At 67.7% G+C, this 20989-nt stretch carries 15 protein-coding genes; all 15 read left to right on the forward strand.

Features of this window, described 5'->3' with window-relative positions:
* On the forward strand, positions 1-1566 hold the full coding sequence (gene eccB, locus A5789_RS10800; RefSeq protein WP_064904934.1) for a type VII secretion protein EccB: 1566 nt from the start codon (positions 1-3) through the stop codon (positions 1564-1566).
* Complete coding sequence (gene eccCa, locus A5789_RS10805) at positions 1566-5576, forward strand: type VII secretion protein EccCa (RefSeq protein WP_082940616.1); 4011 nt, start codon at positions 1566-1568, stop codon at positions 5574-5576. Before eccB ends, eccCa begins: the two co-directional genes overlap by 1 nt.
* Before the next feature lie 88 nt (positions 5577-5664).
* Positions 5665-5982 carry a PE domain-containing protein gene (locus tag A5789_RS10810; RefSeq protein ID WP_030518535.1) on the forward strand — a complete coding sequence of 106 codons (318 nt, stop codon included), beginning with the start codon at positions 5665-5667 and terminating at the stop codon, positions 5980-5982.
* 29 nt (positions 5983-6011) lie between these two features.
* Positions 6012-7442, forward strand: a complete 1431-nt coding sequence (locus A5789_RS38365; RefSeq protein WP_063019200.1) for a PPE domain-containing protein — start codon at positions 6012-6014, stop codon at positions 7440-7442.
* A 46-nt stretch (positions 7443-7488) separates the two neighbouring features.
* On the forward strand, positions 7489-7893 hold the full coding sequence (locus A5789_RS10820; RefSeq protein WP_063019199.1) for a hypothetical protein: 405 nt from the start codon (positions 7489-7491) through the stop codon (positions 7891-7893).
* Between the two features lie 46 nt (positions 7894-7939).
* Positions 7940-8254 (forward strand): WXG100 family type VII secretion target, encoded by a 315-nt coding sequence (locus A5789_RS10825; protein ID WP_063019198.1) that lies wholly within the window; start codon positions 7940-7942, stop codon positions 8252-8254.
* Between the two features lie 3 nt (positions 8255-8257).
* A complete protein-coding gene (locus tag A5789_RS10830; protein ID WP_227462797.1) occupies positions 8258-9127 on the forward strand; it encodes an ESX secretion-associated protein EspG in 870 nt (289 codons plus the stop codon).
* Positions 9128-9158: 31 nt separating this feature from the next.
* Positions 9159-10997, forward strand: coding sequence for an AAA family ATPase (locus A5789_RS37740; protein ID WP_228795552.1), 1839 nt, complete (start codon positions 9159-9161; stop codon positions 10995-10997).
* On the forward strand, positions 10994-12526 hold the full coding sequence (eccD, locus tag A5789_RS10840) for a type VII secretion integral membrane protein EccD (RefSeq protein WP_064904937.1): 1533 nt from the start codon (positions 10994-10996) through the stop codon (positions 12524-12526). Before A5789_RS37740 ends, eccD begins: the two co-directional genes overlap by 4 nt.
* A complete protein-coding gene (gene mycP / locus A5789_RS10845) occupies positions 12526-13902 on the forward strand; it encodes a type VII secretion-associated serine protease mycosin (RefSeq protein ID WP_063019345.1) in 1377 nt (458 codons plus the stop codon). The genes eccD and mycP overlap by 1 nt, the downstream gene beginning before the upstream one ends.
* Entirely contained in the window at positions 13899-15647 is a 1749-nt protein-coding gene (gene eccE / locus A5789_RS10850; protein ID WP_063910955.1) for a type VII secretion protein EccE, read from the forward strand. Before mycP ends, eccE begins: the two co-directional genes overlap by 4 nt.
* Positions 15648-15742: 95 nt before the next feature.
* Positions 15743-16066 (forward strand): helix-turn-helix transcriptional regulator, encoded by a 324-nt coding sequence (locus A5789_RS10855; protein WP_051757256.1) that lies wholly within the window; start codon positions 15743-15745, stop codon positions 16064-16066.
* Between the two features lie 77 nt (positions 16067-16143).
* Complete coding sequence (locus A5789_RS10860) at positions 16144-17220, forward strand: discoidin domain-containing protein (protein WP_064904938.1); 1077 nt, start codon at positions 16144-16146, stop codon at positions 17218-17220.
* Positions 17217-17936 carry a hypothetical protein gene (locus tag A5789_RS10865; RefSeq protein WP_030518522.1) on the forward strand — a complete coding sequence of 240 codons (720 nt, stop codon included), beginning with the start codon at positions 17217-17219 and terminating at the stop codon, positions 17934-17936. Before A5789_RS10860 ends, A5789_RS10865 begins: the two co-directional genes overlap by 4 nt.
* 119 nt (positions 17937-18055) lie before the next feature.
* Positions 18056-20989, forward strand: a 2934-nt coding sequence (locus A5789_RS10870; protein ID WP_197516589.1) for an NAD-glutamate dehydrogenase domain-containing protein, incomplete at its 3' end; no start/stop codon positions are given.

Consider the following 20989-nt stretch of genomic DNA (forward strand, 5'->3'; position numbering starts at 1 on the left):
ATGGCCCGCTTCCGGGTGGTGACCAAACACCAGATCTCGGGGTGGCGGTTCCTGTTGCGCCGGATCGAGCACGCGCTGGTCCGGCGCGATGCCTCCATGGTCGACGATCCGCAGCGGGGCCGTTCCACCGCCTTGTCCATCGGCATCGCCCTGGCCTGCGTGGTCGTCGCCGGTGCCGCGGTGATGGCGTTCTTCAAACCGGCCAAGCAGGTCGGACAGGCGAATATCGTGTCCGACAAGGATTCCGGCGCGCTGTTCGTCAAGGTCGACAACCGCCTGTATCCCACGCTGAATCTGTCCTCGGCGCGGCTGATCACCGGCATGGCGGCCAATCCGGTACCCGTCTCCCGCGACGAGCTCGCGAAGTATCCGCGCGGTCCGTGGGTGGGGATTCCGGGTGCACCGGGCGTGATGACCGATACGGGCGGCCGGGACTCCTCGTGGGCGGTGTGCGATACCGCGCGGATCGGCGCCGCCGCACCGGTCGACCAGCGAACCGGTTTGCCCACCGCCGGCGCGGGGGTGCGTACCACCGTGATCGGTGGCGAGCTGACCGTGCAACCGGAGGGTGACGGCGCGATCCGCGATCTGGGCGCCGACGAGGCGCGTCTGCTGCGCCAGGACGACGACATCTGGCTGGTCTACAACAACGGTGATCACGGCGTCGTGCGAGCGGCGATCAACCTCGCCGATTCGGCGGTCACCCTGGCTCTCGGCATCGATGCCACCGCACCGGTGATCGAGGCTTCGAGGGGATTGATCGCCGCGATTCCGGAGGTACCGCCGTTGCGTGTGCCGGAGGTGCCCGGCGCCGGCGAGCCCGCCGTGCTGAAGGGCGGTATTTCCGCGCCCGTCGGCTCGGTGGTGACGGTGTCGAATCCCGGGCGGGGCGCGTCCTACTATCTGGTCTCCCAATCCGGGCTGGTCCAGGTCGGTTCCGTCCTGGCCGCGATGATTCGCAACTCGAATTCCCGTGGCGCCGTGGCGAGTATGACCGTCGGTCCCGACGCGGTGGCGCAGAATTTGCGTCCCGGTTTTTGGCCCGGCACCTCGACCTACCCGAGCCGGCCGGTCACGCTGGCCGATCCGGAGAAGTTCGGCGTCACCTGCTTCCACTGGTCACGCGGAGCGGCCGAGGCGAATGCCGTCACGCGCGCCCTGGTCGGACGGCAACTGCCGCTGCCGGGCGCCGAACAGAGCCAGGTCGTACCGCTGGTCACAGCACCCACCTCGCACGGCGCCACCGCCGATGCCGCCTATCTCCCGCGCAGTTCCGGCCGGTTCGTCCAGCTGACCGGAAGCGATCCGAACTCCCCGCTGCGGGAATCGCTGTTCTGGATCTCCGACAGCGGTGTGCGGTACGGGATCAATGTCGGAACCGGTGCGGGTGACCACACCCTCGCCGCCCTCGGCCTGCAGGCGCCGGTGCCCGCACCCTGGAGCATCGTGTCCCTGTTCGCCGTCGGCCCGACCCTGTCGACTGCGGACGCCCGTATCCAGCACGACGGAATCGCACCCGACAAGGCCGCGGTCGGCCTACCGGAGAAAACCGGGGGAGGAGCCTAGTGACGACGACCCGGCGCTTCGTACGGCCCGCGCGCACGGTGAAGGGCCCCAAGGCGCCCGCGGTCACCGAGTTACGCCTGCAACCGCCCACCGAACTGCCCAAACCCGTTCCGGCGTCGCGAATCCGGATGATCATGCCGGTGGTCATGATGGCCGGTATGGGCGGGATGATGGTGATGATGTTCCGCAACGGCGGATCGTTCTCACCGACCATGCTGTTCTTCCCGATGATGATGGTCGTGTCGATGTTCGGCATGATGGGCGGCGCGTTGAGCGGCAACGGCGGTGGCGGCGCGGCGGGACTCAACGAGGAACGCAAGGACTATCTGCGCTCGATCGCCGAGAACCGTAAGACCGTGCACGCCGCCGAGGCCGAACTCTACGACTATCTGCGCTACACGCACCCGGGTCCGGCCGAGCTGTCCCGCCTCGTCGGTGGCAAACGCATGTGGGAAGTGCAGGTGTCGAGCCCGCAGTTCCTGCGCGTGCGCATCGGCCGGGGGCGGATCGCGAATCAGGTGCGCGTCATCGTTCCCGAGGCGGCGCCGACCTCCGACCTGGACCCGGTCGGCGTGGTCGAGGTGACCCGTTTCGCCAAGGCGTACTCCACGGTCGGCGGCATGCCGGTGGCGATCAATCTGCTGTCGGTTCCGCAGGTCGGATTCGACGGCGACCACGAAGCCATGGCCGCGTTGGTGCGCGCGATGATCGCCGAGATCGTCGTCCTGCACGGGCCCGATCAGGTCGCCATCGCGGCGGTGCTGTCGGATCCCGATGCGCCGGAATGGAATTGGCTCAAATGGCTGCCGCATACGCAGCACCCCAATGATACGGACGCCATCGGATCCAGCCGGATGGTGTATCGGTCGGTAGGGGAACTGCGCTCCAAGGTGCTCGCCGGCCTCAACCGCGGGCCGTTCTCGGCCAACACCCAGCCGACCATGGATCGCACCCACTATCTGCTGCTCGTCGACACCGACGGGCCGACCAACGAACGAGACATCTCCGGCGTCGACGGCTGCACCTGGCTGCGGCTGGGCGTCGGGGAACAGAATCTGCCGCGGGCGCTGAAGTTCGTCGTCGACGAGGACCGGCGCCTGCAGGAGGTCACCTCGCGAGGTTTGCGTGCGGTCGGTGTCGGCGACACCATGTCGGTCACCGCGATCACCGCTCTGGCTCGCAGTATCTCCTCGTATCGGCTGTCGAGTGTGGTCGAGGCGGTCACCGCGGAGCAGACCAGCGGCGGGACGTCGTGGGAGGAGATGGTCGGTGTTCCCGACCCGGGCGCGATCCGGGTGGAGCGGCAGTGGCCCCGCCGCCGCGACAGTGACCGCGGCCGGCTCAACATCCCGTTCGGTCACGATCCGACCGGCCAGGTGGTGTACCTCGATATCAAGGAATCCGCCGAAGAAGGTATGGGCCCGCACGGTATGTGCATCGGCGCCACCGGTTCCGGAAAGTCGGAATTCCTTCGCACCCTTGTCCTTTCGGCGATCGCCACGCACTCGCCGGATGTGCTGAATCTGCTGCTGGTCGACTTCAAGGGTGGTGCGACCTTCCTCGGTTTCGACCGGCTGCATCACGTCACCGCGGTCGTCACCAATATGGAGGAGGAAGCCGACCTCGTCACCCGTATGGAGGACGTCATCAGCGGTGAAATGGCCCGGCGGCAACGTATTCTGCGCGACGCCGGCAATTTCGCCAGTGTGGCGGACTACGAGCGGGCCCGCGAACAGGGCGCGCAACTGCCGCCGCTGCCGACGCTGCTGATCATCCTCGACGAATTCGCCGAACTGCTCGAACAGCATCCCAACTTCTCGAAACTGTTCGTCGCCATCGGCCGTCTGGGCCGGTCGCTGCGCATCCATCTGCTGCTGGCCTCGCAGAAGGTGCCGGCCAACCGCATGGGTGAACTCGAGGCGCACCTGTCGTATCGAGTCGCGTTGCGCACCAACCAGACCAGCGACTCCCGCGACGCCATCGGCACCGCCGACGCCTATCACCTGCCGAAGAAGCCCGGCGCCGGATATCTCCGGGTCGGATCCGGTGATCTGCAGCGCTTCCAAGCCGCCTACGTCGGCGCGCCGTATACCCCGCCCGCCCAAGCCGCGGCGTTGGGGACACAGCGCGCGCGCCGCCCCGGTGGGGGATACCGTCCCCCGCAGGCCTTCACCGCTGCCTACATCGCGCCGAGCCGTGTCGAACCGGTGGCCCCGGCTCCGGTCGTCACCCGCCCCGAAGCTCCGGAGGCCGAACCGGTCACGCTGATGGAGACGGTCCTCCAGCAGTACGCCGGGCACGGCCGCCGAGCGCACGCGATGTGGTTGCCGCCGTTGGGTATTCCGGCCACCCTGGAGCGTCTGGTGCCGGCGGTTCAACCCGGTACGTTGCAGCTGCCGCTGGCGATCGTCGACAAACCGCGGCAGCAGCGCCAGGACGTGTGGTCGGTGGACCTGTCCGCCGGTGGTGGACATATGGCGATCGTCGGTGGGCCGCAGTCGGGTAAGTCGACCGCGCTGCAAACGCTGGTCGTCTCCGCGGCCATGACACACAGCCCGGAGCAGGTGCAGTTCTACTGCCTGGACTTCAGCGGAGGTCTGTCCAGCCTTCGCGCCATCCCGCACGTCGGGTCGGTGGCGTCGGCTCGGGACGTGGACCGCGTGCGCCGCACCTTCGCGCTGGTGACGAACCTACTGGCCTACCGGCAGTCGATGTTCACCGAACTCGGGATCGACAGCATGCGCGAATTCCGCAGGCGGCGAGCCGATCCCGTCGAATCCGAGAAACTGACCGCGTACGGGGACGCGCACGGGGACGTTTTCCTCGTCATCGACGGCTGGGATATCGGATTCGCGGTCAACGGACCGTTCTACGACGAATATTCACCGGTCATCGAATCCATTGCGCTGCAGGGCCTCAACTACGGCGTCCACCTGGTCCTGAGCAGTTCGCGCTGGGCGGCGATCCGGCCGGCGATCAAGGACCTGCTGCAGACCCGGCTGGAAATGCGTCTGGGCGACCTCACCGATACCGTATTCGGCAGCCACCGCGCCATTGTCGCGTCCATTCCGCCGGACCGGCCGGGACGCTGTATCTCCAGCGAAGCGTTGCACATGTTGACGGCGCTGCCGCGTATCGACGGCGTCGGAGATCCGGAGTCCGCGGCGGCCGGGCTGGCGGCCGCGGGCGAAGAACTCAACCGGCGCTACGAGGGCCGGCGCGCACCCGAGGTCCGGCTGCTGCCGTCGAAGATCGAATTGGATCGTATTCACGAAGTTGTGCCGGAACCGACGAGTCCGGCTCAGCAACTGGTGACTCCGTTCGGTGTGCGCGAATCCGATTTGGGCGTGGCGGCAGTGGATTTCGGCGTTTCCACGCACTTCATCGTGGTCGGATCACCCGGATGTGGAAAGTCCACGGTACTGGCGGATCTGATGCGTTCCATCGACCGGCGTTTCGGCCCGGATCAGGCGCGTATCCTGCTGATCGACTACCGTCGCCAGCATATGGACGTGGTTCCCGACGAACGGTTGATCGGCTATCTGACCAGCGAGCGGGATCTGCAGGAAGGCCTGCCGGGATTCGCGGACAAGATTCGTAGTCGGCGGCCTCCGGACGGCGTGACCTCGCAGCAGCTCAAGGAGCGCTCGTGGTGGAGCGGACCGGAGATATTCGTGGTGATCGACGATTACCACATGGTCGCGCAGCGCGGCATGCTCAATCCGCTCGACCCGTTGAAGGACATCATCGTCGACGGCCGTGACACGGGTCTGCACATCATCGTGGGACGTAATATCGCGCAAGCGGATTCGGCGATGTACGACAACATCATGGGTCAGATCAAGAACCTGAACTGCTCGGGTCTGATCATGGACGGCACCAAGCTCGACGGAATGCTCATCGGCGACGTGAAGGCAACGAAACAACCGCTCGGTCGCGGAATTCTGGTCGAGCCGCTGCATTCGCGGCGCGATCTCGTGCAAGCCGCGTGGACACCGGCCGAAGAGTGAGATCGCCGACATCTTCCCAACATTGGGGATGCCTTAGCGTTCATCCTGTACCGCTCGTCGGAGGCGGTATCGTCGTTAGGAGAGGTCGATGTATCTCAATGTCACTCCTGAGAACTTCCCGGCTATCGCCTCGCAAATCGAATTCACCGCCACGGGATTACAGGGCGCTCTCGGAGCCCACATGCCGGCCTGCCAACCGCTGCCGCCGGGCATCGATGATGTGAGCCTGATGATCCCGGAGGTGTTGAACCCGTGGGGCGAAGGCTTTTTCTCGACCACCGCGCATGGCGCCGTGCTGCAGACCCAGGCCTCGGCCGTGATGCCCGAGGTGGGCACCGCGTATTCGGGTAGCGACATCCTCGCCGGCGCCGATGTCGCCACGCACGGCCCGATATTCAACGTGTAGCCGGAGATCGGCGAGCCGAGGTTGATGTCATGGCGTTCCTTTTCGACTTCCATGCGCTGCCGCCGGAAATCAATACCTCTCGATTACTGAGCGGTCCGGGGCCGGCATCGACGTCCGCGACCTCCACCGCCTACGCGGACCTCGCGGCGCAACTGAATGCCGCGGCCGCCGATACCGAGGCGACGATGGCGACGATCTCGGGCTCGTGGCAGGGCATGTCGGCGGACAAGGCGCGGGCGGCATTCCAGAAGCATGCGGCATGGCTGCAGGAACAGGCCGCAGTAGCCGGCGCCGCCGCCGCGCTCGTGGGCGAGGTGGCTGCCGCGGCGAAGGGCGCGCGCGGTGCGATGACTCTGGTCAAGATCCATTTGGAAGCGAACAAGGCGGAGCGCAAAATGTTGCTCGCCAACATGGCTACGGCGAGTGCCATTTCCACCGCGGGTCCGGTGGGCGCTGTGGTGGGAGGTTCGATGCTGGCCGCGACCAGTGCGGCGCTCGCGGCCAACGAACTCGAGTACTTGTTCGTGATCTGGCCGGAGGCGGCTCTCGTCATGGACGGTTATGCGGGGACCGTGGTGCCCGCGCTGGCCGCCCTCCCGAAGCCGCTCACGGCACCACCGATCGTCGGTGGTGGCGCACCGCCGCCGGATATGCAGTACAAGATGGCCCCGGACACGACGACGACGCCGCGGCCCACCGCCTACCAGCATTCGACTATCACCGACACCGGCGGTAATTCGCACTCCACCACTGGGAATCAGAACACCTCGACGAGCAACTCTCATTCGAGCGGGGGTGACCAATCCTCGGGTGGCACCCACGACCCGTCGGGCCCGGGTGACGGGCCGCAAGGGACCGATCCCACGGGCACGGGCCCGGACAGCGGGTTGTCCGATCCCACCGGGGCAACGGACGCGCTGTCGCCGATGTCGGATTACGGCCAGGGCGGCGAGGGATACGGTGACGATCCGATGGCCGGGCAGGACGGCCTGTACGGCATGTCGGCGACATCGCCCACCCTTGCCGGCCTGACCGGCGGAATCGGTAGCACGGTGGCCTTTTCGATGATGCGCGGTGGTGTCGGCTCGATGCCCGGCGCCGCCACCGGATTCCGGATGCCCGGTAACTGGAATCCCGCGTCCTTCCGTGCCTTCGGCGCCGCGGACGGCCAGCCCACCACGACTGTGCCTCCGCGCCAGGGCCCTACGCGCGGGGCAACGGCACCCAAGGCGCAGATGCGACGCCGCAAGGACGAGGAGCGCAAATCCAAGTCGGCGGTCTTCGTCCCGGGTGAGCCGATGGACGTGCCCGTCCTGGAGAAGGTTCCGCTCGTCGGAGTTATCGAATACGCCGGCGATCGTAGAGAAGACCCGGTATTGGAACCTCAACTCGCGGTCGGTGTGATCGAGCGCGTCGACGACGATGCGGCGATTCCGGCCACCCCCGAACGTCCCCGGTGAACAAGACCGAGGTCGCGTGTAATTCAACACCGGAAAGGAACCACAGATGAGTTACGTCTTCAACGGCGATCCCCACGAGTTGATCCCCGCCGCTCAGAAGGGGATCGGACTGCAGGGTAACCACGAGGGATACCTCAAGGCCCTGCTCGCGGTCAAGGACGAGCTGGAGGCCGCGGTGCGGAGCCCGCAGGCCACACCGGCGATCGCCTCGTCCATGCAGAATGCGCTGGACAAGGGCAACCGGCTGGGCAACGCGTTCCAGGACATTCTCAATGTTCTGACCGATTCGGCACACAAATTCAGTGCCGCCGACATGGACGCATACGCCGATCTCATCCGGCAGCAGGAGCAGTTGCACGGTGGTGCGCAGGCTCTCGGTACGGACATGGGCGCCGGTGCCGGCAACGTCGCGAGCAGCACCATGTCAGGAAAAGTCGATATCGGCTTCTAGGGCAACGCAGTAATTCACATATCAATTATCCGAAAGGATTTTCGCCATGGCCGGTGGAATGCAGTACAAGTTCGGTGAAGTCGACACTCACACGCTGACGTTCGACAACATCGTCAAGAACATTCAGGAAAACAACAGTGCGCTGGATTCGCTGGCGAAGGGGCTGCAAAGCTCCTTCACGGGTGAAGCCGGTGATCAAGGTTGGGGCCCCAAGATCCACGAGCTCCTGAACAAGATCACCGACTACAACAACGCGCTCCATGCCCTGAACGCGACCGTGAAGAAGCACTGCGCCAGCGGTGGCGCGATGCAGGACACGGACAAGCAGCAGGGTGGCCGGTTCCTGGCGCTCGAGATCTAGGCATTGCATCTCGACGATCAGGTGGTCGACGATCCCGTCGCGGTCGAAATCAATGTCGATGCCGCCCTGCTGTTGAAAACACTGGTCGGCATCGACTCGTATCCGCCGGTGCTGGCATTGCTGCCGAACATCTACCGCATCGAGGACCGGGACCGGGTCCACGAGGTGGTGGCCGCTCAACTCACCGACGCGGGTGTACTCCTCGACGACGGACGAGTACATCCCGTGGTCGAGCGGTGGCTGCAATGCCTGTACCGGCCGGATGTGGAGCTGGCCGCTCGCATCGTGGATACGGGGCTGGACGGGGAACCACGCGGCATGCTGCGGATGTCGCTGGTTCGTTCGGGCTCCGATCACGTGCTGGCGGTGCGTAACGACGACCATGTCGTGCTCCAGTCGGTGTTCCAGCAGGACGAGGATCTGGACATCCTTGCCGGGGCGATCGTCTCGGCACTGGGGTCGGCACTCGCGGCCTCGTTCGAACCATGGCAGGTGTCGTCCGCACAGGTCTCCGCCGTCGCAACCGAATTCGGCGAATCGTCCGAGCCGGCCGAATTACGGCGCGCCTTCGCGGAACTCGGCGCCCCGCCGCGGACCGCGGCGATACTCGAGCGAGCGTTGAACGAGGTGTTCCGGCGGGCGGAGGTGCTCGTGCTGGAGCACCACGACGGGGAATACCCGCGACCGGAAGTGTGTCTTTCCGTGCTGGACACCGTTTCCGGACGGCTCGTGGTGAGTCCGAGCGTGGCAATGGACGGTGAACTCTGGTCGACCTATCAACCGGGCGACGACGCGGCGATCCGGTCGGGGATCACCGCGCTGATCAACCTTTTACCCAGCCGGAGTTGGTTCGAAACCAGCCGAATCAGCTGAATTCGCAGCGGGTTTCGAGAAGGATGAGGATATGAACCGAGCACCGGATACGAACGGGCATACGGCCGAGTCCGTGCGGGCTCGGGGTGGTTACGACGCCTATTTCACGCCGATCCCCGAATCGGCAGAGCGGGCCGGAGCCGCCGAAATGACGAACGACGATATGCCGCGGTCGGCCTCGAGGCCGGATGCGGCGCCAACCTCCGCCGGATCGGCGGCGGCCGCCGCACAACCGATTTCACCGTCGGCCGGCGGACCCCAGCCGGCTACCGGGCCGACCGGCACGCCCGCGTCCGGCGGCGTGGCGGTACCGCCCGCGGGAGCCGCGTTCGCGCGGGAGAGCTACGGCGGTTTCGGCGATCTGCGTGCGAGCGGTGAGCGGAATCCGGCGCCCGGCGGATCGAGCAATATCGGCGCGCCCAGGCCCGACAGCGGCACGACGAACACCACGGTGGGACAACAGAACACAACGTCCGGACCCGTCGCGAACCCGGCGCAGGCCGGGACGGCACAGGCGGCGACCGCCGCGCCGCAGGGATCGACCACTGCCCCGCGCACGCCCACCGCCGCATCGCAGACTGCCGCGCCGCAGACTGCCGTGCCGCAGACTGCCGCGCCGCAGACGGGCGCACCGGCGACATCCACATCCGCGCCGTCACCGGCGTCCGCGTCCGCCACCGGTGCCACGAACGCCGGTACCCCCGCGGCTTACGCGTCGGTGCAACCGGATTCACCATCCGCCACCGGACAGGGCACTACCGCGGCATGGACCGCGAGCGCCGAGCAAACATCGTGGACGCCGCAGCCGGCTACCTCTGAGAGCCGTCCCGCGGCCTGGCAGCAACCGCAAGCGAGTGGATCCCAGCTTCCGGACCGGCTGAGCCAGGCCGAGGCCGCCGCCCGGGTCGAGGTGCTGCCGGCGACCCTGACCTCGATGGATCTGCTGGCCGATATCACCGCTGCCCGCCGGGCCCAGCTCAAGTCCACGAGCGGCATGCGGGGTGCGCTGAACAAGGTCGGTTTCAGTCTGGGGCTGTCGCCGGCCGAACAGCGCACCGAGGACCGTCGCGCCCGGATCCGACGGCAGTTGAACGCGCCCTATCAGATCGCGGTGATCAGTGTGAAGGGCGGCGTCGGCCGCACCACGATCGCGGCGACCCTCGGATCCACGTTCGCCGGGCTGCGGCCCGACCGCGTGGTCGCCGTGGATGCCAACCCCGACTTCGGTGATCTGCCCTCGCGTACCGCGCCGCACCCCTACGGGCTGACCCTGCGCGATATGGCGCAGGCCGCCAATCTCGACGCGTTCTCGGCGGTGCATTCGTTCACGTCCATCAACAACGCCGATCTGGCGGTGCTGGCTTCGCCGTGGAGTACCGAGTCGATCGAGGCGCTGTCCGGCCGGGAATTCGGTGTCGCCGTGGAGACGCTGCGGCGGCACTACAACCTACTGGTCGTCGACTGCGGCACCGGCGTGCTCGATTCGATCACCCAGATGGTGCTGAAGACCAGCGATGCCATCGTGGTCGTCACACCCCCGACCGTCGGCGGCGTGAAGGGTGCCGTCGCGACCTTGAACTGGCTGAATTCCCATGGGCTGCAACATCTCATCGCCGGTTCGGTGGTGGCGATCGTGCATCAGCAACCGGTCAAGCCGACCGTCGAGGTCGAACAGATCGAGAAGCTCTTCGCCACCGCGCAGCGCCCGACGCGGGTGGTGCCGTACGACGAGCATCTCGCCGAGGGCGGTGAGATCGATCTGCGCCTGCTCGACAAGACCACCCTGCTGGCCTTCGAGGAACTCGCGGCCGGCCTCGGTGACGGATTCCCCGGCTATCCGGGAGCGGCGACGAGCGGGGCCCGCCGATGAGCACGGCCGTCGCGGCGCCGGGCGCCGCCCCACGGGCGGCGGCGCAACAGGCCGAGGTGGCGCGGGCACGGATCGCGGTCCTGGTCGCGACCTATCAGGTCGATGTGGTCGTTCCGACGAAGTTCGCCGTGGAGACCTTCATCGACGACCTGCTCGGGGTGCTCGACCGCGCGATCGACGACGAGACGGTGGATTTCACGCCACCCGCGGGCCAGTGGAGCCTGGCCCGGCCGGGTGAGCAGCCGATTCCGCGATGGCGCAGCCTGGCCGACCACGACGTGGTCGACGGCACGGTGCTGATGCTGTCCGTGGTGGAGTCGGCCGAGGTGTTCACTCCGGTCGTCGAGGACATCACCGACGCACTCGCGGCGATCAACGAGCGCGAATTCGCGGAGTTCGATTCCGAAACCGTTGCCACGGTCGGTTCCGCGGCGCTGGGTGTCGGCGCGGTGGTGGCGACGGTCCTGTTGTCCTGGTCGTGGACTCGCAGCGGGTCGATGTGGTGGTGCGGTCTGCCCGCGCTGCTGCTGGGCGCCGCCTGCTGGGGTGCCGCCGTGGTCGCGGGACGAGGCAGGACGCCCGCAGGCGTCGTCCTCGGATTGGAATTGTCCGCACTGCCACTGCTTTTCGCGGGCGGCGCGATGCTCGTGCCGCCGGCCTACGGCCAGCCGGGTGGCTTCGCCGCGGCCAATATCGCAGCCGGCGCGGTGGTCGCCGCGGTCGCGGCGGTCACGATGTTGCGTGCGAGCGACTCCGGCACCTCGGCGCTGACCGCGGTCGCGACCCTCGGAGTGGTCCTGGCCTTCGCGGCACTGGTCCCGACCTACTTCGATGTATCTCTGGAAAAGGTCGCGGGCGGAATCGTCTTCGCCGCTGCGGTGCTGTTGACCGCGGCACCGCGACTGGCAGTGGTCGCGGCGCGCATCCGGCCGCCGGATCTGCCGGACCCCGGCAACGAGGTGGCGCCGGCCACGCTCACCGACATCTTCGACGCGGAAACCGTGCGTGACGATCAGCTCGATCAAAGCGTCGACCCGGAGCGGGAACTGCGGCCGAACACCAGGATCGAAACTCGCGCCCGGCTGGCCGTGACCAGCCTGCGCGGTCTCATCGCTGCGGTGTCGGCGCTGCTTGCGGGAGGTGTGGTCGTGGCCGCCGAGCAGGCGCCCGGTGGCATCCGGGAGATCGTGCTGGGCGCCGCCGTGGCGGGCATTCTCGTCATGCGGGCGCGCTGGTATCCGGATCGGGTGCAGGCGGTTTCGCTGTGCGCGGCCTCGGCGGTGGCGACGGTGGGGGTCGCCGCGGTCACCGTCGGCGCGTACGGCACCGACTACGCGCGACTGGCTGTCGTCGGGGTGCTCGTCGTCGCCGCGGTGGCGGCCTGTGTCGCCGCCTTGCGGCTGCCCGGCCGGCGCCTGTCTCCGGTGACGCGACGAGTCATCGACCTGGTGGAGTACGCGCTCATCCTGCTGATTCCGGTGATCGCCTTCTGGATCATGGGCATATACACGGCGATGCGAGCGATCTGATGATCATGCGCAGACCGGTGAGCATGCTGCTCGCCGGATTGGTGGCGGCGCTGACGGTGGCGCCGGCGGCCGTCATCGCCCCGGCCGCGGCGGTGGATCCGCCCGAGGCGATCGTCGGGGCCGCGCCGCCGGACGGGCCCCCCGGACCGGAACAACCGACCAAACAAGATAAGGGCTGCCTGGCCGCGGGCGTACTGCCGGGCAGTGACCTGGCCCAGGTCCCGCCGTCCGACCGCGCGCTGGATCTGCGGCGGGTCCGGCCGCTCAGTCGTGGCACCGGGGTCACCGTCGCGGTGATCGACACCGGTGTCGCTCCGAATCCCCGGCTGCCGAATCTGGTCGGTGGCGGCGACTATGTCGCCGCCGGGGGCGACGGGCTCTCGGATTGCGATGCGCACGGCACCCTCGTCGCCGGGATCATCGCCGCGGCTCCGGATCAGGCCGATGGATTCGCCGGGGTAGCGCCCGACGCGCGCGTGATCTCCATTCGCTACCGGTCCGGTGCGTTCAGCCTGGAACGTCCGGACGCGGGCAACTCCGATGAGGAACCCGCCCGCCAGATCCGAACCCTGGCCCGGGCGATCACCCATGCCGCGAATCTGGGCGCCGGCGTGATCACCGTGGCGCTGCCGGTCTGCCTCGGAGCCAATGCGCGTATCGATCAATCGATGCTCGCGGCCGCTGTCGGCTACGCGGTGCACGTGCGCGGTGCGCTCATCGTCGCCGGTGCGGGCAACACCGGCGAGGCCGGTTGTCAGCAGAACCCCGATATCGATCCGAGCCGGCCGACCGATTCGCGCAATTGGAAAGGCGTTCAGACGATTTCGACGCCCGGATGGTATGCGCCGGATGTGCTGACGGTCGGCTTCACCACTGCCACCGGCGCGCCGATGCCCGAATCACTGTGGGGCCCTTGGGTTTCGGTGGCCGCCCCCGGAACCGGGATCGAATCGCTCGGTCCCGGCGGTGGTGGGCTCATCAATGCCGTCGGAGCCGGCGACAAGATGGTTCCGGTGGGCGGCGCGTCCTTCGCCGCGGCCTACGTCAGCGGGGTGGCGGCGCTGTTGCGCTCGCGGTTCCCGAACGAGACGCCCGGCCAGATCGCCGCGCGACTGCAGGCCGGCGCGCATGCGCCCGCCCGCGGGGTCGACAACATCGTCGGTGCCGGGGTGATCGATCCGGCCGCGTCGCTCGGCTATTCCGAACCGCCGCAGGCGCCGAGCGGGTTGTTCCGTACCTCGGCCCTGATCGTGCCGCCACCCGGGCGTCCGGCCGACCGGCGTCCCGGAATCACGGCACTCGTCGTCGTGGCGGTGGCGCTGTTGCTCGGGGTGGGGGCCGGTTATGCCAACTCCATCGTCCGGAGGCGTGGGTGAGTTTTCCCAGGATCGGAGCCGGCGCGCCCGAGCGCGGACCGCTGGCGGCGGTGGTGATCGTCGGAAGCGTCGCCGTGGCGGGCCTGTGGGGCCGGGTGCCGTGGTGGGTCGCACCGGCGGCGGCGACGGTCGTGGCGATCACCCTCACGGTGCGTGTCGGCGAGCGAACCGCGGTGCGCTGGCTGCTCGACTGGTGTGACTACCGCTTCGGGCGGCAGGCCCGCCAGGATCTCCTCCATCGGCCGGCACGATTACGCGACGTCGAGGTGGCTGCGGGCGTCTGCGGTGTCCGGGAGGACGGATCGTCGTATGTGGCGATGGTCCAGCTCGCGCCGAATCTGGACCTGCCGACCGTCATCGCCGAGCGGGAGCTCTATACCGAGGACACCGTCCCGGTGCAGGATCTGCTGCCGATGCTCGACCAGTTCGGGGTCCGGATCGAGATCGACATCGTCACGACCGGTCAGCGGGTGCGGCCGGCCGGCAGCTACAGCATGCTCTACGACCAGCTGATCGGCCCGCACCCGGTGGTCGGCGACCGCATGACCTGGCTGGTGCTGCGGTTGGATCCGGAGCACAACCTCGAGGCCCTCGTGCGGCGAGGGCCGGTGGCGGAGTCCGCTCCCCGGGCGCTGGCTTCGGCCGCCCATCGCATCGCCGGTCGCCTGCGGGAACGCGGGATGGCGGCGCACGCGCTGCCCGCCGAAGCGCTGGGTGATGCGATCCGCCTGCTACATGCCGGTGTGGAACTGACCGATCTGCGGGAGACGTGGCATCACCTCGAATCCTCGGTGCCGGGACGTAGTGTCACCAGTTACCTGATCGACTGGACCCGGCTCGGCGACGCCGGCCTGGACGACTGCTGGTCGTGGCACCGCGGGCGCACCACGGTGGTGGTCAGCCTGGCAGGCGGCGCGCTGGGCGCTCGCGGCCTGGTGCGTTATGTGGGCCCGGCATCCTCGGTCGCCCCGCCGGGATATCTGCGACCGCTGGGCGGGCGGCAGGCCGACGCGTTGCGCGCGAGTCTGCCCACATCGACCTCGGTCCATCGCATTCCACGCACCGAATCCGGAGGCGACACGGCGACTCCCGAGCAACTGGACGCATTGACCATCGCGATCGGCCCGAGCGGTCAGATCCTCGGTTCGATCAGCGGCAGGCCCAAGCACACGCTGGCGTTGCCGCTGTTCGACCCGGTGCGATACAACCCGCGTCACCGCACGATCGATGTCTACGCCGACCTTCCGGTCGCCCAGCAGATCGTGCTGCGAGCGATGGTCGTCGGCGCGGATGTGGAAGTGCACTCGGCCCGGCCGCAGCGCTGGCAGCAGCTCGTCACAGCGGTGGGCGATCCGGATTCGCTACGGCTGGCGCCCGACGCCTCCGACGCCGAGCAGACCCCGGCGGCGGCCGCACAGGCGACCATCGCGGTCTTCGACCAGATACCTCCGCGCGCCTCCGCCGCGCACACGACGGTGACCATCAGCGAACCCGGCGCACCCCGTCGGCGGTCTGCCGATCTGGCGATCGACCAGGTCAGCGAGACCGCCATCGACGTCAGCATTCCGATGCGGACGGTGCGCGTGGATCTGATCGAGCCGCGAGGTGAAACCAGATATCTGGACTCCATGGGCAATCCACCGGCAGCCGGACCTCCGGCGATCACGGTGGCGGGTGGCGGATCGATGCCGCCGGCAGGTCCGGCTCATGTGGTCGGCGCCGAATCGGACGAGGTGAGACGGTAGTGTTGATCAACGTGGTAGCGGACTCCGCAGCGGACGGCAGGCAATCTTCTGATCGAGACCCACAGAACAGACACCAGAATGGAGGCGAGTTCGGGGTGCTCGATCCCGAGCGTCGTGAGTCCGGCGCCGATGAGCAACTGACACCGCGGCAAGCGGCGGCGGCGATCTTCTCGGCCAGATTGTCGGAGCTGATCGCCGAATCGGTGGTATCCACCGAGGACGGCTCGACCCGTTCGCTGACGTTGTATTCGCTGGCCCAGCATCTCGAGCTGGCCTATCCGGATGTTCCGGTGTCGCAGTCGGGTCTGTACCGGCTGGTGCACGGCGAAGCGATTCCCCGGCTCGATCTGATCATCGCCCTGGCCCGTGTCTTCGATGTGCCGCCGGAGTATTTCGTGGCGGCCGAATCCGGCCGCTGATTCCGCCGGACCGAACTTCTCTCCAGCGGGAATAGGCTTGGCGCGGACTGTATTCCGGTCCCGATACCATCGCACACATGTCCGACAAGGACCCCGCAGACGTCTTCGTGCGCCATCGAGGCGCGGTCCTGGACGCGTTGCTGTCGGAGCCAGGTTTGTCCACCGCCTCCGCAGCCGCCGACCGCCTCGGCGCCGCTGATCCGGTGTCGGTCGGAGTGTCCGTCCCGCCGGCGGAATCCGCCCCGGACCGATCGGACCGATCGTCTCGTCCTGCGGCCAACGGCGCCGCCCGGCCGCCGAGCGGACCCAAGGCCAGCGACCGGATCATGGCGCTGCTGAACGGCGAATCCCTGGACGGACCGTCGGGCCTGGAATTCACCTCCGATTTCGCCGATCGGGCCGGCGCCCGGCTCGATCGGACGGGCACGGCCGAAACGAAACCCGTTGCGGGCGAACCGGAGAAGCCGGCACAGCCGGAAAAGGCGGAGAAGGCGGCCCCGGCGGGCGCCGCCGCGCCGGCGCAGCAGCTGCTCGCGATGGTGCGCAAGCCGAAGGTGGCGATCGCGCTGGCCGGTGTGCTGGCGATCATCGTCGTGCTGGCGCTGGTCACCACCGGCGGTAAGAAGGACGGCGGGGACCAGGTCAAGGTCGTCACGGCGGCCGCGGCGGCACCGCCGAGCGCCGCCCCCAAACCGTCCGAATCGCTGACCGCCGGCACGGCGATCCAGGTGAAGGCGGCCGAATCCCATTGTCCCACCGGCAGTACGCCCGGCATGGACGCGTTCTCGGGTCAGGCGGACAAGGCGTGGTCGTGTGTGCGCGCCTATCGGGTGGACGGCCAGGTCCTGACCATCGATCTGGGCAAGACCTACCGGATCGACTCCATCGGGATCGTGCCCGGCTGGGACAGCATCGGCTCCGACGGCGCCGACCAGTGGGCCAAGTTCCGGACCGTGAGCCGCGTGTCCTATCGGTTCAACGATCCGGGCGTGACCACCTACACCCAGCAGACGATGGATCAGCGCAGCCTCGTGGTAACCAAGATCAGTCCACCGGTGACCGCGTCGAAGATCACGCTGACGATCCTGGAATCGAAGGGCGACGCCTCGATCAACACCACCGCCATCTCTTCGATTGTCGTCACCGGCCAGTGAATTCGACGCATCAGACCTGTGAGTACTGCTCGCATCGCAACAGCGGTGCGGACTCCCGCTGCGGACACTGCGGGGCGCCGCTGAAGGCGGTGGGCGATGTGCTGGGCGAACTGGGCCGGACCGCAGCGGGTATCGCACCGGTGATCATCGGCGCCGAGAAGCTCGCCAGTGGTCTGGAGAAGGCGGCGTCCGGCGGCGAACAAGCCGCGACGGACGCGAAAAAGGAAGAAGCCAAGGTCTTTCCGGCCTGGCAGTGGAAGGCGGCGTTGGGTGGCGCGGTCGCCCTGGTGCTGCTGGCCGTACTGGTCCTGCGCTCCTGTTCGACGGGCGCGCCCGCCATCGGCGACCTGACACCGGTCGATACGCTGCCCGAACTGATGCGCGCGGTATCGACCTGTCAGCCGGCGTCGGGCGGACAGGGTGATTCCTGTGTCGTCTCCGCGGACGATCCGTTGTTGTCGGGCGGGATCACGGGCGGGCGAGCGCTGACCTTCACCGTGCGCACCGATCCGCCGGATCGCATCGGTGACACGATCGGGCGCTGGCGCACCTCGGGTGCGGCGATCGTGTCCGACGGTACGGCCTTCGTGGCGATCGGCCCCGCGGTTACCGTCTGGTATGCCGACAGGCATTCGGGCTTGCATCTCGAGACGGGTAGTTTCGCGAATCGTGCAGGCGCGCAGACATTTCTGTTCCGATCCGGTTTGGTTCGCTGAGAAACCGGGTAACGGCGCCCAATCCTTGTTACACTGAATAACGTGCCGTTGTTTAACGGCACGTTCAGACAGTCCGCAATACTGCGGTACCGATTCCGATCTCGGGAAGGCACGGGTCGATGGTGGCAACAACCCAGCAGACGATTTCATGGAAGCGATTCCGTGATGATCCGACCGATCTGGAGGCGGTGTACTTCCGCTGGATTCAGCCGGGAGCCGCGGCGCCGACGATCACCGACCGTGCCGAGCAGATCTTCCGGCATCATCTGGAGCTGGCCGCGGGGCGGCGGCCCGGGACCGCGGTGACCAGGCTGTATCGCGCCGAGGACGGCAGCGGTCTGGGTCCGGCACTGCAGATCGTCAACGACGATATGCCGCTGCTGGTGGATTCGCTCACCGCGGCGCTGCAGCGCCTCGGGGCCACCGTGACCGAGGTGGTGCATCCGGTCTTCGACGTCCTGCGGGACCGGCGCGGCCGGTTGCGGGCGATCGCGCCCAGCGAGGGTTTCGATGTGGCGCAGGCGAATTCGGCGAGCCGGTCGGAGGGCAGCGGAAACGTCGTCGCCGAGTCGTGGATCCATGTGCAGCTGGGTGCCGGGGATTCCGACGCGGTGCTGGACCGGATCGAGCGGGCGCTGCCACCGCTGCTCGGCGAGATCCGCCAGGTCGCCCACGATACCGAGGCGATGACCCGCACGATGGGAACGCTGGCCGCGCGGCTGGATTCCGTGCCGCAACCCTCGGCCACCGAGGCGGCCGAATGCGCACAGCTGTTGCGCTGGCTGACCTCCGGGCATTTCACTCTGCTGGGATACGGCTACTATCGTGTGCATCCCGGTGCCGACGGCCCTGAGCCGCAACAGGTTTCGGGCACCGGTCTCGGTGTGCTGCGCAACGGTTCCGGTGTGGACGTGGGCACGCCCGCACTCGGTTCGGAGCAGATTCTGCGGCTGTCCAACGGCTCGCTGGACTCGCTGCTGCCGGGCTCACCGGATGTGTACGTGGTCAGCGTTGCCGACTACGCGGCCGAGACCACCCCGTCCGTCGCCGGAAAGGTAGTGGGCGAACACGTTTTCGTGGGCACCTTCACCGTCAGCGGCTTCCACGAGAACATCCTCGACATCCCGGTGATCTCGCGCCGTGTCCACCAGGTCATCGAATGGGCGGGCCTGGCGCTGAATTCGTTCTCCGGCCAGGCGCTGCTGGAGATGTTGCAGACCTTCCCGCGCGTCGAACTGTTCTCCACCGATGCGCGCCGTCTCTTCGAAACCGTCTCGGCCGTCATGAATTTGGGGCTGCGGCGCCAGATTCGGCTGTTCCTGCGCCGCGATGTGGGCAGCAACGCCGTGTACTGCCTGGTGTACCTGCCGCGGGACCGCTACTCGACCGAGGTGCGGTTGCGGATGCACGAGATCCTGCGCCAAGAATTCGATGCCGAGCAGATCGCCTACTCCGCGCGCGTCACCGAATCCGAGCTCGCCGTCGTCTATTTCACGGTGCACCGCGGGGCCGACGCCGAACCGGCGGACATCACCGAATCGAACCGCGAACGCATTCAGGATCTGCTGTTCGCGACCACCCGCAGCTGGAGCGACCGGCTGGTCAGCGAGGCCGCGGGCGTCGCGGAGATCGCCGCGCCGGTTGTGCAGGACTACGCGAGCGCGTTCCCGGCGACCTATCAGCAGGAATACGAACCCGCCTGGGCGCTCGACGATCTGTGCCGGCTGCAGCGACTGGCCGACGGGCAGATCGACACCGATCTCTACCGCACGGCCGGCGCCCCGTCGGGCGAGTGGCGATTCACCCTGTACGTCGCCGGCACCGAGGTGTCGCTGAGCCGGGTGCTGCCGCTGCTGCACAGCCTCGGCATCGAGGTTGTGGAGGAAAAGCCCTACCGGCTCGAATTGCCCGGCGCCAGCACCCGGTGGATCTACGACTTCGGCCTGCGGGTCGCGCCGAACGTGTTGCGCGGCACCGGTGAGAGCGATCCGGAGGCCGATCTGGACCGTGCCGTGGCGCTGGAATCGCTGCCGGACACCAGTATCCGCAAACGCCTGCCGGAGGCGGTGTCGGCGATGTGGTTCGGCGATTGCGAGGTCGACGGGCTCAACGAACTCGTTCTGCGGGCCGGATTGCATTGGCGCCAGATCGCGATGCTGCGTGCCTACGCGAAGTATCTGCAGCAGGCGGGATTCGCCTACACCTTCGCCAACATCACCCGTGTGCTGCTGGCGCAGCCGAGCACCGCGCGCGCCTTCACCGAATTGTTCGACGCCTATTTCGATCCCGAGCACCTCGGGCCGGTAGCGACCGCGCGGGCCGCGGGTATCTCGTCGCGGCTGCAGGACGAGATCGATGCCGTGGTGAGTCTCGACACCGACCGGATCCTGCGGGCGATTCTCGGGTTGATCACGGCGACCCTGCGCACCAACTACTTCCGTCGCGACGACGGAAATCCGCCCGGACATCTGTCGTTCAAGTTCGATCCGCACGCCATCGCGGAATTGCCGCGGCCGCGGCCGCAGTTCGAGATCTTCGTGTACTCGCCGCGGGTCGAGGGCGTGCACCTGCGTTTCGGCGCGGTGGCGCGTGGTGGTTTGCGGTGGTCGGATCGCCTGGAGGATTTCCGGACCGAGATTCTGGGTCTGGTGAAGGCGCAGGCGGTGAAGAACGCGGTGATCGTGCCGGTCGGCGCCAAGGGCGGATTCGTGGTGAAACGCCCGCCGGCCGCGACCGGTGATGCGGCGGCCGACCGCCAGGCCATGCAGGCCGAGGGCATCGCCTGCTATCGCACCTTCATCTCGGGCCTACTGGATCTCACCGACAATGTCGACCACGCCGGTGGTGAGGTGATTCCGCCGCAGCGGGTGGTGCGCCGCGACGGTGACGACACCTATCTGGTGGTGGCCGCCGACAAGGGGACCGCCACATTCTCCGACATCGCGAACGAGGTTGCGCAGCAATACGATTTCTGGCTGGGTGATGCGTTCGCGTCGGGTGGTTCGGCGGGGTATGACCACAAGGCGATGGGGATTACCGCGAAGGGTGCGTGG

The organism is Nocardia sp. 852002-51101_SCH5132738 (assembly GCF_001665695.1).
In the GTDB taxonomy this organism is placed as follows: Bacteria; Actinomycetota; Actinomycetes; order Mycobacteriales; family Mycobacteriaceae; genus Nocardia; species Nocardia nova.